The sequence below is a fragment of the Buttiauxella sp. AC038 genome (assembly GCF_979253565.1).
The window spans coordinates 3045277-3065232 of sequence record NZ_CEEDCQ010000001.1 but is presented as its reverse complement, the minus strand read 5'-3'; the positions used below and the strand labels follow the sequence as shown (position 1 = coordinate 3065232).

Below are 19956 nucleotides of genomic sequence, written 5' to 3'. Positions count from 1 at the left end.
TATGGGAACGGCAATATTCATGGTGCTAATGGTTTGCGGTTACTGGTACACCAGTCGCGACCTGTCTACTCGCTTTAAAATCAAGCGCTCCTTCGGCTGGGATGTCTATTTTCTTGTCGCGCTGTATGGCTGTATTTTCGTCCTGCAGGGCGTACTCGCAACCGGTCTAATCTGGTTGCTATTGCTAGGCTTGTCAGTGGGCGTTAATACCTTCCACCTTGCACCTCAGCACTATGCCAACTGGCAAATTGAGTTTATGAACTGGAGCTTTCTCGGCATTCAGGCTCCGGTCGTCATTATGCTGGCATTTGCCATACTATTTTGTCTCTATCGTTCTAACTGGGCTGGGAGCGCCAGACTGGATGGTGACGGCAGGAAAAAGCTGTATAAGCGCCTGGCGCAGTCGAGCGGTATCGAACAACTTCTGTATCAGTGTATGGAAGAAGGTGAGCTGGCGCTGGTGACCCTTAAGTCGAGGCGGATCTATATCGGTATGATACATACGGCGACTCTGGAGTATGAAAAGACGGCAAATATCGTGCTTATCCCGATGCTGAGCGGCTATCGAGATGGTGAGAAAATGAATTTATGTATCGAGCATAATTACAGTAAGTGGTATGCCGAACATGACATTACTCTTGATTCAGAGCCCAGGAGTGCAATGGAATTCAGAAGGGTGATTATGCTGAGTCAAATTGAGAGTCTTTCACTGTTTGATCCGGCCAGTGCGAGTGCGCTGGCAATGGAGCAGCATCCTGAGAAAATAGACTGAGCCAGTTTCCAGGCCAGGATACAAACCCTTTCACGGCATTTATGTTTTGATGAGTGGAGGAGAAAGTTTGGTCTGTGCAGATCTAAGGGATGGCGGCCATAGGGCCGCCCGATATTATTTTTTAGCTGATTTGGCTTTGCCGGATTTCTTCTGCGCGGGTGATTCAATTTCAACAGGAGGTACCTTGCCAAGGTCAGTCCCGGTAACCGGATTTACCCCAGGGTCAGAGGCCGTACGATTTGCCAGTTTTTCCAGATTCGCGTTCTGGGTTGCGGATAACGTGACACTAGCCGTGCCATCTCCGCCATCAACAGCCGGTTCAGGCTGCGCTACATAGGTGAAGTTCTCGTCTGAATTCCAGCTGCCGCGGACATCGTTTCCTTCGGACATGTTGTAATAAACCGTCGCGTATTTCTCCACTGGAGGGAGTTTTCCTGGTGGGAAATTGTTGCTAATAGCGTACAGCGCTTTTTCAAAAGACATCTGATGTGCCACTTCACGCGTCATCGTTATGTCGGCTGCAATGGCGTCAATAATTTCCTTATCTGCGCAGTAAATATCAGATAGCTCATGAATAAATAAATAATCAAATGAACTTTTGTTTATCTCTGGCATGTTTCCCTATAAAGATTGAAAAATGTGATTCATCTTGCCTTTGCGGTGTTTAAGCCTGGCACAACTTTGCGGGTGGTGAATTAGCTAAAGTCTGTTAGCGTCCGGCGAGAAATTCTTTCTACTTTTTGGTAAATATTGACTTCAATGTAAGTAATTGAATTTTATTGATATTAAAATTAAAGTAAAAAAATGAAACTTTTATTCAGTAAAAAAGAATAGTCTGAAAGTGCCATTTAACTGGTTTGTGGCAGTTAAAGGAAAGTCATTTTGTTAAAGTTAACACGCGGGTTGCCATATTATTGATGCCAGGAAAGAGTAACCAAAATTATTTTCTTGGTGGAGTGGTGAGATTTTTGATTGATGGCTGAATCAATGTCAGACCAGCTATAACGTTGCTGGTCTATTTTTTGATTTTTCTTTCAGGTTTAATTACTCAAAAATCATATAAAATATGCTAATGGGAGCTTACTGCCTGAGTAAGATTATTAAAGATCATCCGGGGTTCTGCGTAGCAAGCTTTCCAGAACATTTCTAAAAATGTCTTTTTGCACATCACATTTTTCTGTTTCCAGAAGTTCAATGAGTTTAATTATAATGTCTTTATTGGTTACCAGGGCTTTGGATGACATGAGCTGTTGAGTAATGGTTCTCAACGCGATATATTCATTTTCATATGGAGCGGGTATTTCTAACTGAGGAGAAGCGGGCTTAAAGTCTGTCTGGGGTAATATCATTCATTTCTCTAAAATAGTGTTGCAGTAATAAATATCTGAATTGTTTCGATGCAGCCATTTCAAGGTAGTTTAAAAACAAGTAATTTACAAGTTGTTAACTTTATTTATTTTTCAAGCGTACTTTTCTTACCCGACAATTTCCACTGAACATTTTGACGAAAACTCACGTTGATAGATTAATGAATGTGATGTATTTCAATTGTTACGTTTCTACATATCTGTTCATTCTTGTCTGTTTAAAATAATTCCTGACGTTTTTGAGCAGTGATTTCAGATGGTCTGTAATTATGTTGAATTGAGAGGAGGTGCCAACCAGAATATTATTGAATAAGATTATTCCTGGTTATCTGTTTAATTTTATTATTCTGCAGAATGAGACAGGAAAAAATATTTTATTTTTAGCTGTTGTACAATTTGCACTATGGCAACTACATTTATTACTCACTTAACAAAAGAGAGTTGATGTTCCAGATGGCCGATATGATGCATGATCACGTGGTTCACTGTATTCCAGAGCGATTTCTAGCTAATTCAGTGCTGCTGATTTCTGTTAAACAGGAATTGTTGATCAAAAACCAAGTGGTAACCCGCGACAGTCTTAAAATGGCGCTCGTAAATAAAATGAAGCGTGAGCCTAATGTTATTCTTGCTGATCTCTACAAGCAAATAATTGGCTATTACAGCTGAAAATTTATTTAACTTTTCCTCCGAGGTAGCGTAAATCTTATTTCATTAAGAATTTATTTCTCATTGATTTATGTTATCACGTGCGCAAGGCTATTCTGAGCCTACCAAATTACCTGGTAAACTATTCCCCTGTTACATCAAACCTGACGTAAAGTGCTGCCAACGTGCGTGAAATATTTCACGCACGGTGGTCAACTGGTTAAGTCTGGGTTGTGATGGAAAATTGAGTAACCCTGTTCATGCCAGTATTCCAACTGTTCTTTCTGACGAGAGGTAATCAGTTTACCGGCCCATACAAATATATGGTGACCAGGGAAGAATTCGGGGCGAGGTAATTCCACGGGTTCAGCGAGTAAATCTATATGCCACCCCTGAGTGGAAAGGCGCCATGCTTCAAGCCACAAACGTGTACGGTCGGGATCATCCCAACTTATCAGAAGGGCAGGTTTTCCCTTTCGTTTACGGGATAAAATCAGCTGGTTTGCAACATATTCAATCAATGCTCCATCGAGCAGTCCACAAATGTTTCGCACCGTATTTTGTTCGAAGCCAAGCCGTTGACGAACGGGGGTGTAGACGTGATCAATCAGAGTTGCAGCATTAAATTGCTGGCTGTATTCCACAATTTTGAAACGTAGATCATCCGGGCGCACACACCTTAAAATAGTGATCAACTCTTCCTGTTGTGTTATCCAGCCTTTATCTACAGCACCCTGATTTGTATCAAGAATGGCCTTTACCTTACTTACCGATATCCCTGATTTTATCCAGCGTTGAATTTCTTCAATACGCTGAATATCTGCTTCATCAAACTGACGGTGCCCGCCTTCACTGCGCAGGGGTTTTAGCAATCCATATCTGCGTTGCCAGGCGCGCAAAGTCACTGGGTTAATTCCGCACTTATCTGCCACATCACCGATACTGTAAGAAGCCATAAGTCCCCCTTAAACTGATGCAGTCCTTGTTAAATATTTCCAAAAACATTGTACAACTTAGTCGAGACTGTACAACATTAATTTAATCTTATTCCTATATGTACAAAAAACCAGATGGGGTGAGGAAGAAGAACATCAATCTTTGAGAGTGCTTTGCTACCACAGTGGTATCATGTTCATTCCTCATATTTTCAATGGTATAGGGGTTTTTTGAGTTTCCCGTAGTCGGAGAAAGTGCTCCGCCAGGACCAGTACCAGGCCAATGAAATCAAGTATTGGGAATTCAGTAGCGGCAGGAGGAAGTTAAGCTCACAACGTAATGGTGTACAGTTTTTAAAAATTCACAATCAACATAACTAGTTGATATTTAATTTAATTGTTTTTTGTGTGATATTGATTTTAAAAAATTGTACAACTTTTTCTGTACAAAATGAGCATGTGCATTTAACTTTAACCAAAACTTAACTACTTGCAGCACAAGAGAAGCTTATATGCAACAGGGCGCTTACAATCCTTCCATCAATTCATCCGTGGCAGACTTTATGTCTGCAGTGAGTGAGCCATCCGAGCAGGAGGTGATGGGTAAGGTGGTCAGGGATCTTCTTAATGATGGCCAGCGGTTGAGCCGGAGAACACTGTGCACCAGGCTGTTAAGTCAACTAGACCGGGCTTCGTGTAAAAAAGAACAAGCTATCTATCAGACTCTGGTTGGTTATCTTTTTGTTCGCTAATGGATTAATAACGAATCAAATACTCAAATGATGACATCTGAATTTTTATGCATTGTCTGAGAGGAAGGGAAATAGATTCTGGCATGACGCAAAAAATGTAACTAGCTTGGCCCTGGGAAATCGATATCTGATTATAAGTTGTTTACGCGGCCTAATATAAAAACGTCTGTATAACAGATGCCAGTCGGCACAGCATTTTGACGATAAACAAAATTTTAATTTCAACCGGAGTCCATTATGATTCAGACATTATCAGATAATTTACATCATCTGCCTTCAGGGACTCGGGATATAGTCAAGGTCATTGAGGCTGGTTTATTAGATCAGCATGGTTACATTGCAGAACAGGATGTGGTATTCGAATTACTGTCATGGATGGAAAAAAATGAACACAGCATCCTGCGTGAAATATATGCTCAGGCGTTAGAGTACGTAATCAGTAAGGATTATGTGCCTTCTCAGCAGGATGTTACAGTTCATACAGAATATAACCACAGCGCTGCAACTGATATTATCGTCCAGGAATAATCTATATTTCAGGCTTCATACAGCAATTTCTCGATTCATGTCTAAAATTAAAGAGTATCACCCAATACCATTCATGCCGCTACGGTGGTAATAAGGAGTCACTTCATGAACGAAGATCGTATCAGTGGAAACTGGAAGCAATTTAAGGGCAAAGTGAAAGAAAAGTGGGGGCAGTTGACCGACGATGATCTGGATGTGGTTGAGGGCAAGCGTGAACAACTGGCTGGCCGTATTCAGGAACGCTATGGTTATAATAAAGACCAGGCCGAGAAAGAGCTTAAAACCTGGGAAGATGATAATCGCTATAAGTGGTAATCTTCTCTGCGGCAGCCTGAACGGGCTGCCGTAAGCATTACCTGTTAACTCCTCTGATTAAATGTGCAGTATTCTTGAAGCGGGTTCTTGTCTGCAACACTCTTATATTATCTGAATGACCATAAAGCCTCGGTATGCTTTAACTCTTCTCTTTAAATTATCCCCAGCATTATTTGAAGCGATATACCTTAGCGCGTGCAATAACAAACGGGTAGTTTTTCGCTCAGAGACAGTGACACTCCAGGCGAAAGGGCTTTGTTGATTAACTATCCGTTCCGGCAAGCTCTCCTGGCCAGGCAATTAGCTGACGACTTCCAGGTTGGCTCAGGGTTCGGTGAGGCCATGCAAGAAAATTGGGCTTACTGAGCGGAAGACTGAGCTCATCCACGATGACAAGCATCCCGGATGCGAGTTCATTGGCAATCAAATTACGCTGGCCAAGTATCACCCCCGCACCTGCAACAGCGGCATCCAGTGCCAGTAAAGTGAGATTGAAGATAAAGGAGGGTTCCGGTTCTTCCATCTCTTTAGCCTGAAACCAGTCACGCCAGTTGGGTAGAAAACGCCCCTCATTCCCCCAGTCGAGATGAATCAGTGGCGCCTTGCTTAACAGTTTCCGCCCCTGATAACGCGCAATCAGCTCCGGGCTAGGTACAGGTAGCACCTCATCGTGAAATAAAAACTTCTTTTCCAGTTTCGGTCAGTATCACTCCGTTTGGAGTGCGGACAAAAAGAGCACTGCCTAAATAGCTGCGCGGAATAGTAGATCACTTAAAGGGAACTCAGCCCGGATTGTGCGATCTGATCAATCGCCAAATATCCCACCTCACCAACCGGACTGAACGATGCCGATCATAGTACCCATATCCCGTTTCGAACGACGCCTGAGCAGAAAACTATCCATAAAATGCGTGACAAGAACCATGCCCGCAGACTGACCGCCATGCTGAAGTTACACAGGGGAGACAGAGTCAGCGATGTCGCCAGAACACTCTGCTGTGCCCGTTCATCCATCGGTCGCTGGATTAACTGATTTACGCTGTCGGGTGTCGAGGGTCTGAAATCCTTACCCGCCGGGTGCGCCCGTCGCTGGCCATTTGAGCATATATGCACATTGTTACGTGAACTGAAAAAGCGCTCTCCTGCTGATTTTGGCTATCAGCGTTCACGCTGGAGTACTGAGCTTCTGCCAATAAAGATCAATGAGATAACCGGGGGCCGATTACATGCCGCTACCCCTATGTGAGAACCACTCCAGTGGCTGAGGATAATACTGTTTAAGCGTGTTGATTATCCGGTTCACAAAGCGTCGTTTATCTTCAACCAACTGACGACGTTGCTCAACCAGTTGCTGAAGTAAGCGAATATCCGCATTGTCGGGTTCAATAGCTTTTACCTTCTGGTGTAACTCGGTAATCCAGACATCAAGCGCTTCTGCCGTATGTTCAATCACATCGAATACGCGTTCGCCGTTTTTAAACTGAACACAGACATCGTGTTTTTTATCAGCCCAGTCCAGACCAACGTGCGCAGTAAACTGATTAGTCACAGTCATCACCAACTCCTTTCATCGGGGATTGGTATGCATTCCACGTTCTTCGAAAGAAATATAGCCCGCAGTTTATCTGCATGCCCTGAGTATTCGTTAGCGAACGTGGAGCACCTACTGGCTCGAAAGAAAAGCGGCGATCATCACGTGATCCTTGCTCAATATTCGTAACCAGTAAACGCATACCCTGAATCACTTCAAAGTGTAACTCTCAGGGACCGAATGACTATACCTCGCTCATAGCAGACCTGATGACCACCCACCCTGTCCGCTGCGTGCCAGGAGGGGACGTTCCGTGGTTCTAGAAATGCTCTCATGTCGTGGCCAAATTTTGTCGGCCACTTCACATGATGTTTTAAAAGGAACTTGTCCGCAGGTTTGTATGACTCAGTGGGGTTATTCGTATATACATGATTTGACCGTTACGCCGTCAGCGTTGACTACATCTACAGGGTCTGTCCTGAGTAAGTAAATGGTGGTGCACGTCGATGTAGTAATTTTCCTACAGAATAATCCGACCTGCATTTGAGCCTGTCACTTTATGTCAGCTTATGGGTAATTTTTATGTCAATTTATTGGTATATATACCACGGTAATTAATTGATTATTGACACATGCCTATGTCAACTTATGGGTAAAGCAACATTAAAATCATTGCAGGAGTTATCAAATGGATGCACTTGAACTGCTTCTTAACCGCCGCAGCGCCTCCCGTCTGGCAGAGCCAGCACCGGCCGGTGATGTTCTGGAAAATATCATTCGTGCAGGTATGCGCGCACCTGACCATGGCACATTACAACCATGGCGCTTTATCGTCATTGAAGGCGAAGGTCGTGAACGCTTTAGTAAAGTGATGGAACAGGCTGCTGTTGATGAAGGGCAAGACGAGAAGGGCATCGAGAAAGCACGCACCGCGCCGTTCCGTGCTCCGATGATTATCGCAGTTGTCGCACATTGTGATGACAACCACAAAGTTCCGGTCTGGGAACAGGTTGTCTCTGCGGGTTGTGCGGTAATGGCAATGCAAATGGCTGCTCTAGCGCAGGGTTTCAATGGGATCTGGCGTACTGGCATTTGGACTGAAAGCGAAGCCGTGCGCGACGCACTAAACTGCCGTGAGCAAGATGAAGTGGTCGGGTTCCTGTATCTGGGAACGCCACAACTCAAAGCCTCTACTACCGTTAGCGTGCCGGATATCACTGCGTTTGTGAGCAAATTCTAAGCAAACAAACAAAAGCTGTCTGGATTGTGACCAGGAATGGCGCAATTCAGACATGCAGTCTTACTACTGAACGATTTGAGCGCTACCATGTACACTCAATTTTTGTTTATACCCTAAATAATTCGAGTTGCGCGCGGCTGTAGTCAACGCACCAGCAGCTTGAAGTATGACGGGTAGTGACCAGGAGTCGTCCATGAGTGAGCCAACCGTTCGTTTGACGCAGTACAGCCACGGAGCTGGTTGCGGCTGCAAAATTTCTCCGAAAGTCCTGCAAACTATTCTGCATTCCGAGCAGGCTAAATTTGTCGACCCTAACTTGCTGGTTGGCAACGAAACCAGTGATGACGCTGCGGTTTACGATCTGGGCAACGGCACTTGTGTCATCAGCACCACCGACTTCTTTATGCCGATTGTCGACGATCCGTTCGACTTTGGGCGCATTGCCGCCACCAACGCGATTAGCGACATTTACGCGATGGGCGGCAAACCGATTATGGCTATCGCTATTCTCGGCTGGCCGATCAACACCCTCGCACCAGAAATTGCCCGCAAAGTGATTGAAGGCGGGCGTTTTGTTTGCCAACAGGCGGGTATTTCCTTGGCTGGCGGCCACTCTATTGATGCGCCAGAGCCTATCTTTGGCCTTGCTGTTACCGGCATCGTACCAACTGACCGCGTGAAGAAAAACAGCTCAGCCACCGCAGGCTGCAAACTGTTCCTCACCAAGCCACTCGGCATTGGCGTGTTGACCACTGCTGAGAAAAAATCCCTGCTAAAACCTGAGCATTATGGCCTCGCCGCAGAAGTGATGTGCCAGCTGAATAAGCCGGGTGCCGAATTTGCCGACATCGAAGGTGTTACCGCCATGACCGATGTCACCGGCTTTGGCCTGCTGGGTCACCTCAGCGAAATGTGCCAGGGTGCGGGCGTTCAGGCCGAAGTGTGGTTCGATAAAGTCCCTAAACTGCCGGATGTCGAAGATTACATCGCGCAGGGCTGTGTGCCTGGTGGTACTTCGCGCAACTTCGCAAGCTACGGCTCTCTGATGGGCGAGATGACCCAGGCACAGCGTGATTTATTGTGCGACCCGCAAACTTCCGGCGGCTTGCTGTTAGCTGTTGAGGCAGATGCTGAAGCGGCGGTTGCCACCGTTGCCGAAAGAAATGGCATTAAACTGACGGCTATTGGTGAGCTAAAAGAAGCTCGTGCAGGTCGCCCGATGATTGAGATTCGTTAATCGGATGCGTCTGTTCATTGCCGAAAAACCCAGCCTTGCTCGTGCTATTGCTGATGTGCTTCCTAAACCCCATCGCCGGGGTGACGGGTTCATTGAGTGTGGAAACGGGCAGGTCGTGACCTGGTGTATCGGTCACTTGCTGGAACAGGCTCAGCCAGATGCATACGATGCGCGTTACGCCCGCTGGAACCTTGCTGATTTGCCTATTGTGCCTGAAAAATGGCAACTGCAGCCGCGTCCTTCAGTCACCAAACAGCTTAACGCCATCAAAAAATTACTCGTCCAGGCTGACGAAGTGGTTCATGCAGGTGACCCCGATCGCGAAGGGCAGTTGCTGGTGGATGAAGTTCTCGACTACCTCGAACTGGCACCAGAAAAGCGTCAGCAGGTTCAACGCTGCCTGATTAACGATCTCAACCCGCAAGCCGTTGAGCGAGCCATTAGCCGCCTACGAGCGAACAGCGAATTTATACCTTTGTGTGTTTCCGCGCTTGCCCGTGCACGTGCCGACTGGCTTTACGGCATCAACATGACTCGTGCTTACACCATTCTTGGCCGTAATGCCGGTTATCAGGGCGTGCTTTCGGTCGGCCGTGTGCAAACGCCAGTGCTTGGGCTGGTGGTGCGTCGCGATGAAGAAATTGAGAATTTCATTGCGAAAGATTTCTTTGAAGTAAAAGCACATATCGTCACGCCAAAAGATGAACGTTTTGTCGCAACATGGATCCCCAGCGAGTCTTGCGAACCGTATCAAGATGAAGAAGGGCGTTTGCTGCACCGCCCGCTGGCTGAACACGTGGTCAACCGTATCGGCGGGCAACCCGCCATCGTCACTGCGTATAATGATAAACGGGAATCAGACGTCGCCCCGTTGCCATTTTCGCTCTCGAGTCTACAAATCGAGGCAGCAAAGCGTTTTGGGCTAAGTGCGCAGAACGTGCTGGATATCTGCCAGAAACTCTACGAAACGCACAAACTGATTACCTACCCGCGCTCGGATAGCCGCTACTTACCGGATGAACATTTTGCCGGGCGTCACGCAGTACTGAATGCGATTAGTGTGCATCAGCCCGATCTATTCCCGCAGCCTGCGCTGAATACCGATCTGCGTAACCGCTGTTGGGACGATAAAAAAGTTGATGCCCACCACGCGATTATCCCGACGGCGCGCAGCTCCAAAATTTCGCTTTCTGAAAATGAAGCTAAAGTTTACAACCTGGTCGCCCGACAATACTTAATGCAGTTCTGTGCCGATGCGGTGTTCCGCAAATGCACCATCGATCTCGACATTGCTGGCGGCAAGTTTAACGCCAAAGCCCGCTTCCTGGCTGAAGCCGGCTGGCGCACATTGCTTGGCAGCAAAGAGCGTGATGAAGAGAACGACGGTACGCCATTGCCGGTGGTCGCAAAAGGTGATGAGTTGCTGTGTGAAAAAGGCGAGGTGAATGAACGCCAGACCCAACCACCGCGCCACTTCACTGATGCGACACTGCTGTCAGCGATGACCGGGATTGCGCGTTTTGTGCAGGATAAAGATCTGAAAAAGATCCTTCGCGCCACAGACGGGCTGGGCACTGAAGCGACCCGCGCCGGGATCATCGAGCTTTTGTTTAAGCGAACCTTCCTGGTGAAGAAAGGGCGCTATATACATTCATCGGATGCCGGACGTGCGTTAATTCACTCGCTCCCGGAACTGGCCGCAAGGCCGGATATGACGGCGCAATGGGAATCGACGCTGACGCAAATCAGTGAAAAGCAGTGCCGTTACCAGGACTTTATGCAGCCGTTGGTGCAAACGCTTTATGAGTTGATTCACCAGGCACGCGCCAAACCTGTACATCATGCTTTCAAAGGCGTTAAAGCGCCTGACGAGCAGAAAAAACCGCGCAAGCAATGGGCAAAAAAAGAGGGAAGTAATGATGCGACTAAAAAGCCTGCTCGCCGCCGCCGCGGTGCTGATGGTGAGCCTACCGGGGATGGCGCAGCGTCTTGATCCGCAGGTAGATATTTCAGTGCCACCGGAAGTGTTCAACTCCCAAGGGCAACGCGCAGCACCCTGTAACCAATGCTGTATCTACCAGGATCAAAACTATTCTGAAGGGGCGGTGGTGAAAGCGGATGGTGGCGTTTTGCTGCAATGCCAACGCGATGAAAAAACGCTTAGCACGAACCCTTTAGTGTGGCGTCGCGTAAAGACATAAACGCCTCAAGTAATGGAATATCTGCCGGGGCAAGGTCGTAATCAAACGCCTCGGCAGGTAAACACCACGCCAGTTCACTGTGGCAAAGCGCTTTCATTTCACCGTGAAATTGCGCCACATGCCAGGCATGAAGATGAATAATGCGGCCCGACACTTCACGCTGATGGCTCGCCACGTAATCGCCTACTGTTGCATAAATCGCTAACTCTTCAGCCAGCTCCCTCACCAGTGCTTCCGGCTGCGATTCTGTCCCATCGACTTTGCCACCAGGAAACTCCCATAAACCTGCCTGATCGCCACTTTCCGGGCGACGCGCGAGCAAAATTTTGCCGTTCTGCTCGATAATAGCGGCAACAACATCAATGGTTTTCATCATACCAATCCATTCTTTATGCGTGGGCGTGGCATAATACGCGCCACCCACGCTTATCTAAAGATCTTCCAGAATGATGACAAAAAAGAGTTCGCCCTGGATTGCGCCGTTAACGTCACTTCCCGCAAGTTTACGGCCCATTACTTCCATGCAAGAAAAACACTTTGGCGCGGTGCTTAACCCCACGCGTTGGTGGGGGCGGTTGCCATATCTGTTCTGGCTGGTGGCGTTGTTCGTGGGTTTCCTTGAAAGGCGACGTGCGAAAATTGACCCGGTGGTGCGCTCGCTGGTGATGACGCGTGTTTCCCAACAATGTTGCTGCGATTTTTGTATCGACGCCAATAGTCTGCGACTTGCTGAACGCAGCGGTTCGATGGATAAAGTGCTGGCGGTGGCGAACTGGCGTGAAGAGACACTGTTCTCAGCTAAAGAACAAGCGGCCCTGGCTTATGCGGAGGCGATGACGGCGACGCCACCGCAAATCAGTGATGCGCTGAAAGATGAGCTGAAAACCCATTTTGACGACAAAGCGATAACCGAATTGACCGCGCTGATTGCCTTTCAGAACCTTTCCGCACGCTTTAACGCCGCGCTGGACATTCCGGCACAAGGGTTATGTGTGAGCGAACCGGGGAAAAAACCGAATGTTTGATAGCTACCTTCACCCGCGCATAAAACCGCTCCTTGAGCGAGCGGCTGTCGCACTGGATAAACCCTCCATTTCGCCTGACGGAATCACCCTGGTGGGTTTCGCTGTGGGCGTGCTTGCGTTACCGTTTCTGGCATTGCAATGGTATGGCGCAGCGCTGGTGGCTATTGTCCTGAACCGCCTGTTTGATGGTTTAGATGGTGCACTGGCACGGCGGCGCGGGCTGACAGACGCGGGTGGTTTTCTCGATATCTCGCTGGATTTTCTGTTTTACGCGCTGGTGCCGTTTGGTTTTATCCTTGCCGACCCCATGCAAAACGCGCTGGCGGGCGGATGGTTGTTGTTTGCGTTTATCGGCACCGGCAGTAGTTTCCTGGCTTTTGCGGCGGTGGCGCAAAAGCATCAGCTTGATAACCCAGGCTATGCGCACAAATCGTTTTACTATCTCGGTGGATTGACCGAGGGCACTGAGACAATTGCGTTATTTGTGTTGAGTTGCCTGTTTCCACAGTGGTTTGTCTGGTTCGCATGGGTGTTTGGGGCGCTGTGCTGGATGGCGACGTTCACGCGGGTGTGGAGTGGGTATGAGACGTTGAGGCGTATTCATGGGTGATGGACCCCAAGAGTCGTCTCTTATACACAACGTTGAGGAAAGTTTCCTGCCGATCCGGAGAAGATTCCGTTCACTAAACGTTCAGTGTCCCCTGTGCTTACCGAAACAGTGAACGTATCAAGGGTGCTACCGCAGCACCCTTGATAATCCCGGCTCCCGGCGATTAAATCGCTGCTTCGCAGTAAACCTCCGTTTTTCCTTTCAGTCCCAGGGTCGGTTGTGACTCGCTCCCGGCGATCACAACCTCTCGCCGTTCCCGACGGCTCGACCCGGCCTTACAGTCAAAACGGAGGCGATTTATGCCGGACTCAAAGGTCAACGTCAAAAGCTAAGGTCAAAATCCGAACCGGTTTTGACCTTGTTCCCGCTATATATTACAGCGGCTTCCGCTCCCCACTCACAACCGGGTTCTTCGGATTACTACTCCACTCATACCAGCCGCCGTCGTACACACCCACATTCTGCCAACCCATCGCACGGGCATACATGAAGGTTTCAGACGCACGCCAGCCGGTGCCACAATAAAACGCGACATGCTGATCCGGCGTAATATTCCAGCTTTTCCACATCGCCGCGATGTCGTCAGCAGAACGCATTGTGCCATCAGGATTGTGGAAATCTTCCATATGCGTGGAGTCAGAACCGGCATGACCCCAACGAGCGCCTGCAATCTCACCTTTTGGCTTAATGTAGCTATAGCCGCTGGTGGCGCCGATAAACTCAGGCCATGAACGAATACTGACCAGTGACGCATCTTTACGGCCCAACAGCCCACGAGCCTGCTCTGTATCAAGCATCAGCTGTGGCTGGCCTGGGAATGGCGCACCAAAGTCTGCCGCAGGTTTAACATTACCCGGTAAACCGCGTTCCACAGGCAATTTGGCATCGGACCAGCTCTGCCAGCCGCCATCAAGCAAACGTACATCTTTAACACCTGCATACAGCAGAATTTGTGCGACGCGTGCCGCAGCGTAGACATCACGCCCGTACATCACCACGGTGGTGTCATGGCGAATTCCGTGTTTGGCTAACAACGCCTTGAGCTTGTCGTCGGATACTTTATTCCACAACGGCTCACTTTCGATATCGTTGGTATCGATGTAATCAGCACCTGGAATATGGCTCAGCAAATACTGCTTAGGCGCCCCCCAGGCGGCTTCGATAATTTTCACTTCGCCTGCAGGCTGTGCCGCAACAGGCTTATTCTGCATCAGGTTATGTAACCACTGCGGGTAAACAAGCTGCTCGAAGTGAGCCATTTTCTGCAAGCGCGCAGGCTGCTGCAAAGCATCGGAGAGCAGGGCGATATGTGTGTAGCCCAGATTAGTCAGGCGCTCTTTAACTGCTTTTGTTTCAGCGCCTTGACCATACAGCGCAATCAGGCTGTCTGGTGCAATAGCGTGCTGTTTTGCCCACTCTTGCAGCTGCTCATCATTCATCATGCCCAACCAGCTGGCAGATAAATTCAGTGCAGCAGGTTCATGCCCACCCACACCGTGAACGGTTTGTGGCCAGCCGTTATAAAAAGCACTTGGACGTGTATCAATAACCACGCCTTTTTGCGCCTGAATATTGGAGAAAGTCATCTGAGAAGGCTGACCTGCGGCGAAAGCCATGTGCGCCAACCCGGATAACATCAAGGCGGCGGTTAGTTGAGAAACACGTTTCATCTTATAACCTGAAAAGAAGAGAAAAAAGAGCCGCTATTCTTGCCGAATAACGGCGGCTATTCTTTGCGATAACGCATAATTATGTATGACAAATTAATAGTCGGAACCATTGACCGTAACAATATGCCCGCCTGTGGGTATATCTTGCGGATCGTGTGTTACCAGTACCACCGGAATGGCTTGTTGCTCAACCTGCTGCCAGACGAACTGACGGAACTGCTCACGTAAGGTTTGATCCAATCGTGAAAATGGCTCATCGAGCAATAACGCTTCGGGTTTCGCCAGTAAAGCCCGCAACACGCTAACGCGCGCGCGCTCACCGCCGGAAAGTGTTGCAGGGTCGCGACGAGAAAAATGGGTTAGCTGCGCATTTGCCAGCGCTTGTTCGACATAAAACCGCCGCTGTTCGCGCCCTTTAATTGTCGCGGGAAGGGCCATCGCCAGGTTTTGTCCAACATTCAAATGCGCAAACAACAGCGCATCCTGAAACAGAATGCCAATATTTCGCCGCGCGGTTGGGAGCGTATCGCGGCGTTGCTGGTTAAGCCACAGCTCCCCTTTAACGCTAAATTCCGCTGGCAGCGCGCCAATCATCCAACTTAGAAATGTCGATTTTCCTGCCCCAGAGGGGCCCATCAGCGTCAACACCTCACCGGGGGAGACGGTGAAGCTCATATTCTGAATCAACGAGCGGGTGGCATTAGAAATAGAACAATCCTGAACACGCAGCATTAGCGTAATCCTTGTCGATAATGGGTGAACAGACTGCTGAGCTGTCGCATGGCAATAAACATGATTGCCGGAAGTAGCATTTGTAGCAACGCCTGAATGGCCTGCTGTTGCGGGTCGCCGCCGCTACTGAGTGCCACAGTTTCTGTTGTGACAGAGGTAAAGCGCCCGGCACCTGCGTATAGCGTCGGTAAATATTGCGCCACGCTCACCGAAAACCCGACAGCCAGTGCTGCCAGTAGCGGGCGGATAAGCAATGGCAGCTTGACCCAGCATAAAATCTTCCACGGTGACCAGCCAAATGTTTGCGCGGTAATCGTCAGGCGCGAATCAAACTGTTGCCATGCGGGGCGTGCGACCAGAAGCATGTAGGGGACAACCCACAGCAAATGGCTCCAGATAACACCGAGCCAACTACCGTCCTGCTCCATAACCAGCAATATCTGATATTGCCCAGCAACCAACGGTAGAGCGGGTAAGAAAAGCGGTAGCGCAAGGCAGAGATCAAAGCGTGAACTTCCCCCTTCCAGGCACAGAACAACCACCAGTAAACCTGTCAGGCTACTTGCCAGCGCCAGCACTAACGTGGTGATTAAAGGTGACAGTTCAGCTGCTTGCCAGCCGGAAAGGGCGAATGCATCGGGCAAGAGTGCCGGGTAAAACCAGCCGTCTGCAAATGACCACAGCACCAGCATTGCTATCGCTGCAACGCCTGTGAGGGTCATGATAAAACCTGAGCCTAATGCCAGAGGCTGAATGCTGAGTTGATGGCGCTTCCCGGAAAATTGTCCCAAGCAGCGGCGGCTCAATCCCCATATGGCGTAGCCAATGGTGCTAAAAATTACCAGCATCACCACCAGCAGCATTGACGTTAACATGCCCATTGCCACACGTTGTGGATCGGTATCGTTAAGCCACTGCCAGGCCAGAACGGCGAGTGTTGGTGGATTGGATGGACCCAGAATGATTGCCACATCCACGACAGACAGGCTGTAGGCCACTACCGCCAACAACGCCCATTTCAGGCGCGGCAATAACTGTGCGACCAGCACCCGCATACGGCTTTGCAATGGGCCATAACCCAGGCTTTGTGCCACGGTAAGCTGTTGGGAAAGGGATTGCTGGTTGAGCTGCGTGCTGGCAATCCATAGCAGGAACCAGCACTCTTTCAGCGCCAGCAAGATACCTAGCCCAACACCATTTTCATCAAGATGAAACGACACGCTGCAAAGACGCGCCAGCCAGCCGTTATCGGAAAGCAGGAATAAAAAACCGCTGGCAAAAGCGACGTGCGGTAGCGCTAAAAGTAATGGCAGTCGCGAGGTCAAACGTTGCCAGTGCGCGCCAGGCCATAAGCCGCAAAGCAGGATAAGGCAGAGAGTCAACGAGCCGACAACACTAATCATGGTCGAATATAGTGTTGCTTGCAGTGCACCGGGCCACTGGTTGTCGGCCCAAAGCTGATGCCAGATATCGGGCACCAACATCGGTTTTGCCATCATCACCAAGCCTGGTAGCAGCGGAGCAAAAACGCACCCCACGGCAAGCAAGGCTAAGGCGCGTTGCAGCCCGCGGTTACTCACTTCGCTCCGTAGCGCTGTAACCACTCTTTTTCTAGCGCATCAACCCAGGCAGCATGAGGTTCAGCCAGATATGGCACCGCTTGCTGATGGGTTGGTTTTTGCGCATCGAGCTGTTCATTTAATGGCGCAGGTAGCGTTGCGTTATCCAGAATGGTGGCATCACCCCAGATTGACGGAGTGGCCTTACGAATTTGCGCTTGTGGCGACATCAGGAAATTTGCCAGCACCTGAGCTCCAGCCCGGGCGCGGGCATTGGCTGGGATAGTCACAAAATGGACATTGCCCAACATGCCCTGTGCAAAGCCAAAGGCCTGTGCTGTTTTTGGCAGTTGCTTGCGGTCGATAAGGTTATCGACGTGTGCGGGATTGAACGTCATAGAGAACAGTAACTCACCGTCTGCCAGCATACGGTCCATGCGCGCGGGTGTTGGTGGGAAAGCTTTACCTTCGCGCCACAGTAGAGGATGCAGTTTATCCAGGTACTCCCACAGTGGAGCAGTGACTTGCTTAAAGGTTGTGGGATCCGGCGGCAGGCGTAGCGCCTGTGAGTCGTGGGTCAACACAATCAGTAACTGCTCGATAAACGCCGTACCGGTGAAATCAGGTGGGCGAGGATAACTCAGTTTGCCAGGGTGTGCTTTGGCGAATGCCAGTAATTCAGCCGCGCTGCGTGGGAATTTCATATCCGCTTGCTTGTTGCCAATCAACATCAACTGTGCGCTACCCCACGGCGCTTCGGCCCCCTCCGTCGGCTGGGAGAAATCTTCGCGTACCGGTTTTTTCTGGTCAACATAGCGCCAGTTGGGTAATTCCCATGCCCAGCCTTCTTTCAACAATCCAGCTTGTTTCAATGTGCGGAAGTTTTCACCGTTGACCCACAGTAAATCAACCGAACCATTTTCTTTGCGTCCAGCGGCGGCTTCACTCTGAATGCGTTTTACCGCATCAGCGGCATCAGCCAGGCGCACTACTTTCACCGTCACGCCGTACTGCTGCTTCATTTCACTTGCTACCCAGTCGAGATAACTGTTTACCGCTGGGTCGCCACCCCAGGCGTTGAAGTAAACGGTCTGGCCGTTCGCCTGCTGGCGCAGAGCGTCCCAGTTGGTGGGTTGTGCAAAGGCTGTGAAGCTGAACGCAACAAGCGACAGCAAAAGCGTTAAAAGGCGCAAAGTGGGGTCCTTATGATTTTCGGAGCATGCGGACTAACCGGCGTGACGCCAGCGGCAGCAAACCCAACAAAATAAACATCACGATCATGCCGGGTGAAAGAATATCGCTAAGGGTACGCAACTGGCTCAGTTGGCGCCCTGCGTTGAGATAAACGACGATCGCCGGCAGCATCCCGACAAGGCTAACGGCAAAATAGCGCAGCGTTTTGATTGGCGTCAGGCCCATCAACAAATTTATCAGAAAGAACGGGAAAACCGGTGTTAGTCGCAGCGCAAAAAGATAGTACAACCCTTCGCGCTCCATGCCGCGGTTAATCGACGACATCGGCGCGGCAAAACGAAGCTGTACCCAGTCACGTAACAAATAGCGGCTGATGAGCATCGCGAGTGTTGCACCACAGGTTGCAGCCAGCGCCACCAGCACGGTTCCCTGAATCAAACCAAATTGCGAACCTGCCAGCAGCGTTAAGAGTGTGGCACCGGGAATCGAAAGGGTGGTGACCACAACATAAATCACAAAAAATGCCAGTGCCGTTTGCAGCGGATGCAGCTGATGCCAGGTAGAGAATTGTGCCTGGTATTGTTGCAGTGCCGCCAGGCTTCCCGGCGGCAGGAAGATAATTAGCAGGATAAAAACAACCACCAGAGCGGCAAAAAGTAACTTACGCATCGGGCAAGAAACCGTAGCGCCAGGTGATGTTCATACAACGTCCTTACAGTTTAAATTCAGCCCACACTGGTGCATGGTCAGAAGGTTTTTCCATGCTACGAATATCGTAATCAATGCCGGTTGCGATGCAGCGCTCAGCCAGTGGTTGGCTTGCCAGAAGCAGGTCAATACGCAGACCGCGGTTGTCATCAAAGCCTTTTGAGCGGTAATCAAACCATGAAAACTTGTCGTTGGTTTCCGGGTTAGCGTGGCGGAACGTATCAACCAGGCCCCAGCTTTTCAGACGATCCATCCATTCACGTTCTTCTGGCAGGAAGGAGCATTTACCTGTACGCAACCAACGTTTGCGGCTGTCTTCACCAATACCGATATCCAGGTCCGTCGGGCTGATATTCACATCGCCCATAATCAGCACCGGGTTGTCTTTATTCAGTTCGCTATCGAGGAAGTTTTGCAGGTCTTGGTAGAACTTCGCTTTGGCCGGGAATTTGGTAGGGTGGTCGCGGCTTTCGCCCTGTGGGAAGTAACCGTTAATCACCGTCAGGTTGCCTAAAGGCGTTGGAAGCTCCGCCATAATGATACGGCGTTGTGCCTCTTCATCATCACCCGGGAAGCCACGGCGAACCGAAATCGGCGTCTCTTTAGTTAATAACGCCACACCGTAATGGCCTTTCTGACCATGATAAAAGACGTTGTAGCCCAGCTTAGCGACATCTTCGAGCGGGAACATATCGTCGTGGACTTTTGTTTCCTGCAAACCGATAACATCAGGCTGATGTTGTTCGACAATGGCTTGAAGTTGATGTGGGCGGGCGCGCAGGCCGTTGATATTAAAAGAGACGAATTTCATAAGTCGCTGCCGTGGTTGCTTAACAATGTTGCAGGATGGTAGCAGAAAAAGCGGGGAAGCGAGACTGATGGCAAATTATTTCATGGGGGCGAATTCGAACTGAGCAAAATCTGCACCAAAA

General features: G+C 49.4%; 20 protein-coding genes and 3 pseudogenes. 11 read left to right on the top strand and 12 right to left on the bottom strand.

Annotated features, from left to right (window positions below):
• Position 1 precedes the first annotated feature (1 nt).
• Positions 2 to 772, top strand: coding sequence for a hypothetical protein (locus AC0IXI_RS14540; protein ID WP_471682666.1), 771 nt, complete (start codon positions 2 to 4; stop codon positions 770 to 772).
• 114 nt (positions 773 to 886) lie between these two features.
• On the opposite strand, the gene AC0IXI_RS14535 is transcribed toward AC0IXI_RS14540, so the two are convergent.
• Together AC0IXI_RS14535 and AC0IXI_RS14530 are read right to left on the bottom strand one after the other, a co-directional pair.
• Positions 887 to 1387, bottom strand: coding sequence for a manganese catalase family protein (locus tag AC0IXI_RS14535; RefSeq protein WP_471682665.1), 501 nt, complete (start codon positions 1385 to 1387; stop codon positions 887 to 889).
• Positions 1388 to 1872: 485 nt separating this feature from the next.
• Positions 1873 to 2121: a biofilm development regulator YmgB/AriR family protein gene (locus tag AC0IXI_RS14530; RefSeq protein WP_471682664.1), complete on the bottom strand. Its 249-nt coding sequence runs from the start codon at positions 2119 to 2121 to the stop codon at positions 1873 to 1875.
• A 462-nt stretch (positions 2122 to 2583) separates the two neighbouring features.
• Here AC0IXI_RS14530 and AC0IXI_RS14525 point away from each other — a divergent pair, with 462 nt between their 5' ends.
• A complete protein-coding gene (locus AC0IXI_RS14525; RefSeq protein ID WP_064518156.1) occupies positions 2584 to 2808 on the top strand; it encodes a hypothetical protein in 225 nt (74 codons plus the stop codon).
• Between the two features lie 191 nt (positions 2809 to 2999).
• On the opposite strand, the gene AC0IXI_RS14520 is transcribed toward AC0IXI_RS14525, so the two are convergent.
• A complete protein-coding gene (locus AC0IXI_RS14520; RefSeq protein WP_471682663.1) occupies positions 3000 to 3743 on the bottom strand; it encodes a MerR family transcriptional regulator in 744 nt (247 codons plus the stop codon).
• Between the two features lie 968 nt (positions 3744 to 4711).
• On the opposite strand from AC0IXI_RS14520, the gene AC0IXI_RS14515 reads away from it, so the two are divergent.
• Positions 4712 to 5002: a hypothetical protein gene (locus tag AC0IXI_RS14515; RefSeq protein ID WP_064518163.1), complete on the top strand. Its 291-nt coding sequence runs from the start codon at positions 4712 to 4714 to the stop codon at positions 5000 to 5002.
• Between the two features lie 105 nt (positions 5003 to 5107).
• On the top strand, positions 5108 to 5317 hold the full coding sequence (locus AC0IXI_RS14510; RefSeq protein WP_064518165.1) for a CsbD family protein: 210 nt from the start codon (positions 5108 to 5110) through the stop codon (positions 5315 to 5317).
• A 262-nt stretch (positions 5318 to 5579) separates the two neighbouring features.
• Here AC0IXI_RS14510 and AC0IXI_RS14505 read toward each other — a convergent pair.
• Positions 5580 to 6017, bottom strand: a pseudogene (locus AC0IXI_RS14505) (LysR substrate-binding domain-containing protein); the annotation flags it as partial.
• Between the two features lie 145 nt (positions 6018 to 6162).
• Here AC0IXI_RS14505 and AC0IXI_RS14500 point away from each other — a divergent pair.
• Positions 6163 to 6554: pseudogene (locus tag AC0IXI_RS14500) on the top strand (helix-turn-helix domain-containing protein); the annotation flags it as partial.
• Here the strand turns inward: AC0IXI_RS14500 and AC0IXI_RS14495 are convergent.
• Positions 6549 to 6872, bottom strand: a pseudogene (locus tag AC0IXI_RS14495) (IS110 family transposase); the annotation flags it as partial. The pseudogenes AC0IXI_RS14500 and AC0IXI_RS14495 sit on opposite strands and share 6 nt — an antisense overlap.
• 664 nt (positions 6873 to 7536) lie before the next feature.
• Here AC0IXI_RS14495 and AC0IXI_RS14490 point away from each other — a divergent pair.
• The 4 genes from AC0IXI_RS14490 to AC0IXI_RS14475 all read left to right on the top strand — a co-directional run bounded on the left by AC0IXI_RS14490 (position 7537) and on the right by AC0IXI_RS14475 (position 11526).
• Positions 7537 to 8088, top strand: coding sequence for an NAD(P)H nitroreductase (locus AC0IXI_RS14490; protein ID WP_471682662.1), 552 nt, complete (start codon positions 7537 to 7539; stop codon positions 8086 to 8088).
• Between the two features lie 193 nt (positions 8089 to 8281).
• Entirely contained in the window at positions 8282 to 9325 is a 1044-nt protein-coding gene (gene selD, locus AC0IXI_RS14485; RefSeq protein ID WP_064518169.1) for a selenide, water dikinase SelD, read from the top strand.
• 4 nt (positions 9326 to 9329) lie between these two features.
• Positions 9330 to 11318 carry a DNA topoisomerase III gene (locus tag AC0IXI_RS14480; RefSeq protein WP_471682661.1) on the top strand — a complete coding sequence of 663 codons (1989 nt, stop codon included), beginning with the start codon at positions 9330 to 9332 and terminating at the stop codon, positions 11316 to 11318.
• On the top strand, positions 11284 to 11526 hold the full coding sequence (locus AC0IXI_RS14475) for a DUF1496 domain-containing protein (RefSeq protein ID WP_413498516.1): 243 nt from the start codon (positions 11284 to 11286) through the stop codon (positions 11524 to 11526). The genes AC0IXI_RS14480 and AC0IXI_RS14475 overlap by 35 nt, the downstream gene beginning before the upstream one ends.
• Here the strand turns inward: AC0IXI_RS14475 and AC0IXI_RS14470 are convergent.
• Positions 11486 to 11902 carry a pyrimidine (deoxy)nucleoside triphosphate diphosphatase gene (locus AC0IXI_RS14470; protein WP_413498496.1) on the bottom strand — a complete coding sequence of 139 codons (417 nt, stop codon included), beginning with the start codon at positions 11900 to 11902 and terminating at the stop codon, positions 11486 to 11488. The genes AC0IXI_RS14475 and AC0IXI_RS14470 overlap by 41 nt on opposite strands.
• Before the next feature lie 145 nt (positions 11903 to 12047).
• Here AC0IXI_RS14470 and AC0IXI_RS14465 point away from each other — a divergent pair, with 145 nt between their 5' ends.
• Complete coding sequence (locus tag AC0IXI_RS14465) at positions 12048 to 12551, top strand: carboxymuconolactone decarboxylase family protein (RefSeq protein WP_471682660.1); 504 nt, start codon at positions 12048 to 12050, stop codon at positions 12549 to 12551.
• The gene (locus tag AC0IXI_RS14460) at positions 12544 to 13161 is read left to right on the top strand and encodes a CDP-alcohol phosphatidyltransferase family protein (protein ID WP_471682659.1); all 618 of its coding nucleotides are present in this window, start codon (positions 12544 to 12546) and stop codon (positions 13159 to 13161) included. Before AC0IXI_RS14465 ends, AC0IXI_RS14460 begins: the two co-directional genes overlap by 8 nt.
• 374 nt (positions 13162 to 13535) lie before the next feature.
• Here AC0IXI_RS14460 and AC0IXI_RS14455 read toward each other — a convergent pair whose 3' ends face one another.
• The 6 genes from AC0IXI_RS14455 to xthA form a co-directional block, all read right to left on the bottom strand.
• On the bottom strand, positions 13536 to 14831 hold the full coding sequence (locus tag AC0IXI_RS14455) for a rhodanese-like domain-containing protein (RefSeq protein WP_471682658.1): 1296 nt from the start codon (positions 14829 to 14831) through the stop codon (positions 13536 to 13538).
• 93 nt (positions 14832 to 14924) lie between these two features.
• Positions 14925 to 15563 carry an ATP-binding cassette domain-containing protein gene (locus AC0IXI_RS14450; RefSeq protein WP_471682657.1) on the bottom strand — a complete coding sequence of 213 codons (639 nt, stop codon included), beginning with the start codon at positions 15561 to 15563 and terminating at the stop codon, positions 14925 to 14927.
• Positions 15563 to 17143: an ABC transporter permease gene (locus tag AC0IXI_RS14445; protein ID WP_471682656.1), complete on the bottom strand. Its 1581-nt coding sequence runs from the start codon at positions 17141 to 17143 to the stop codon at positions 15563 to 15565. The genes AC0IXI_RS14450 and AC0IXI_RS14445 overlap by 1 nt, the downstream gene beginning before the upstream one ends.
• Positions 17140 to 18315 carry an ABC transporter substrate-binding protein gene (locus tag AC0IXI_RS14440; RefSeq protein ID WP_471682655.1) on the bottom strand — a complete coding sequence of 392 codons (1176 nt, stop codon included), beginning with the start codon at positions 18313 to 18315 and terminating at the stop codon, positions 17140 to 17142. The genes AC0IXI_RS14445 and AC0IXI_RS14440 overlap by 4 nt, the downstream gene beginning before the upstream one ends.
• 10 nt (positions 18316 to 18325) lie before the next feature.
• Complete coding sequence (locus AC0IXI_RS14435) at positions 18326 to 18985, bottom strand: TVP38/TMEM64 family protein (RefSeq protein ID WP_064518187.1); 660 nt, start codon at positions 18983 to 18985, stop codon at positions 18326 to 18328.
• Between the two features lie 43 nt (positions 18986 to 19028).
• Positions 19029 to 19835: an exodeoxyribonuclease III gene (gene xthA, locus AC0IXI_RS14430; RefSeq protein WP_064518189.1), complete on the bottom strand. Its 807-nt coding sequence runs from the start codon at positions 19833 to 19835 to the stop codon at positions 19029 to 19031.
• Positions 19836 to 19956: the final 121 nt, after the last annotated feature.

What these genes read in the sequence shown, in the direction of transcription:
- AC0IXI_RS14435 (WP_064518187.1), bottom strand. Translation starts at nt 18,985, where the DNA reads ATGCGTAAGTTACTTTTTGCCGCTCTGGTGGTTGTTTTTATCCTGCTA.
- AC0IXI_RS14450 (WP_471682657.1), bottom strand. Translation starts at nt 15,563, where the DNA reads ATGCTGCGTGTTCAGGATTGTTCTATTTCTAATGCCACCCGCTCGTTG.
- AC0IXI_RS14460 (WP_471682659.1), top strand. Translation starts at nt 12,544, where the DNA reads ATGTTTGATAGCTACCTTCACCCGCGCATAAAACCGCTCCTTGAGCGA.
- AC0IXI_RS14525 (WP_064518156.1), top strand. Translation starts at nt 2,584, where the DNA reads ATGTTCCAGATGGCCGATATGATGCATGATCACGTGGTTCACTGTATT.
- AC0IXI_RS14480 (WP_471682661.1), top strand. Translation starts at nt 9,330, where the DNA reads ATGCGTCTGTTCATTGCCGAAAAACCCAGCCTTGCTCGTGCTATTGCT.
- AC0IXI_RS14510 (WP_064518165.1), top strand. Translation starts at nt 5,108, where the DNA reads ATGAACGAAGATCGTATCAGTGGAAACTGGAAGCAATTTAAGGGCAAA.
- AC0IXI_RS14540 (WP_471682666.1), top strand. Translation starts at nt 2, where the DNA reads ATGGGAACGGCAATATTCATGGTGCTAATGGTTTGCGGTTACTGGTAC.
- xthA (WP_064518189.1), bottom strand. Translation starts at nt 19,835, where the DNA reads ATGAAATTCGTCTCTTTTAATATCAACGGCCTGCGCGCCCGCCCACAT.
- AC0IXI_RS14470 (WP_413498496.1), bottom strand. Translation starts at nt 11,902, where the DNA reads ATGATGAAAACCATTGATGTTGTTGCCGCTATTATCGAGCAGAACGGC.
- selD (WP_064518169.1), top strand. Translation starts at nt 8,282, where the DNA reads ATGAGTGAGCCAACCGTTCGTTTGACGCAGTACAGCCACGGAGCTGGT.
- AC0IXI_RS14465 (WP_471682660.1), top strand. Translation starts at nt 12,048, where the DNA reads ATGCAAGAAAAACACTTTGGCGCGGTGCTTAACCCCACGCGTTGGTGG.
- AC0IXI_RS14535 (WP_471682665.1), bottom strand. Translation starts at nt 1,387, where the DNA reads ATGCCAGAGATAAACAAAAGTTCATTTGATTATTTATTTATTCATGAG.
- AC0IXI_RS14490 (WP_471682662.1), top strand. Translation starts at nt 7,537, where the DNA reads ATGGATGCACTTGAACTGCTTCTTAACCGCCGCAGCGCCTCCCGTCTG.
- AC0IXI_RS14455 (WP_471682658.1), bottom strand. Translation starts at nt 14,831, where the DNA reads ATGAAACGTGTTTCTCAACTAACCGCCGCCTTGATGTTATCCGGGTTG.
- AC0IXI_RS14515 (WP_064518163.1), top strand. Translation starts at nt 4,712, where the DNA reads ATGATTCAGACATTATCAGATAATTTACATCATCTGCCTTCAGGGACT.
- AC0IXI_RS14520 (WP_471682663.1), bottom strand. Translation starts at nt 3,743, where the DNA reads ATGGCTTCTTACAGTATCGGTGATGTGGCAGATAAGTGCGGAATTAAC.
- AC0IXI_RS14475 (WP_413498516.1), top strand. Translation starts at nt 11,284, where the DNA reads ATGGTGAGCCTACCGGGGATGGCGCAGCGTCTTGATCCGCAGGTAGAT.
- AC0IXI_RS14530 (WP_471682664.1), bottom strand. Translation starts at nt 2,121, where the DNA reads ATGATATTACCCCAGACAGACTTTAAGCCCGCTTCTCCTCAGTTAGAA.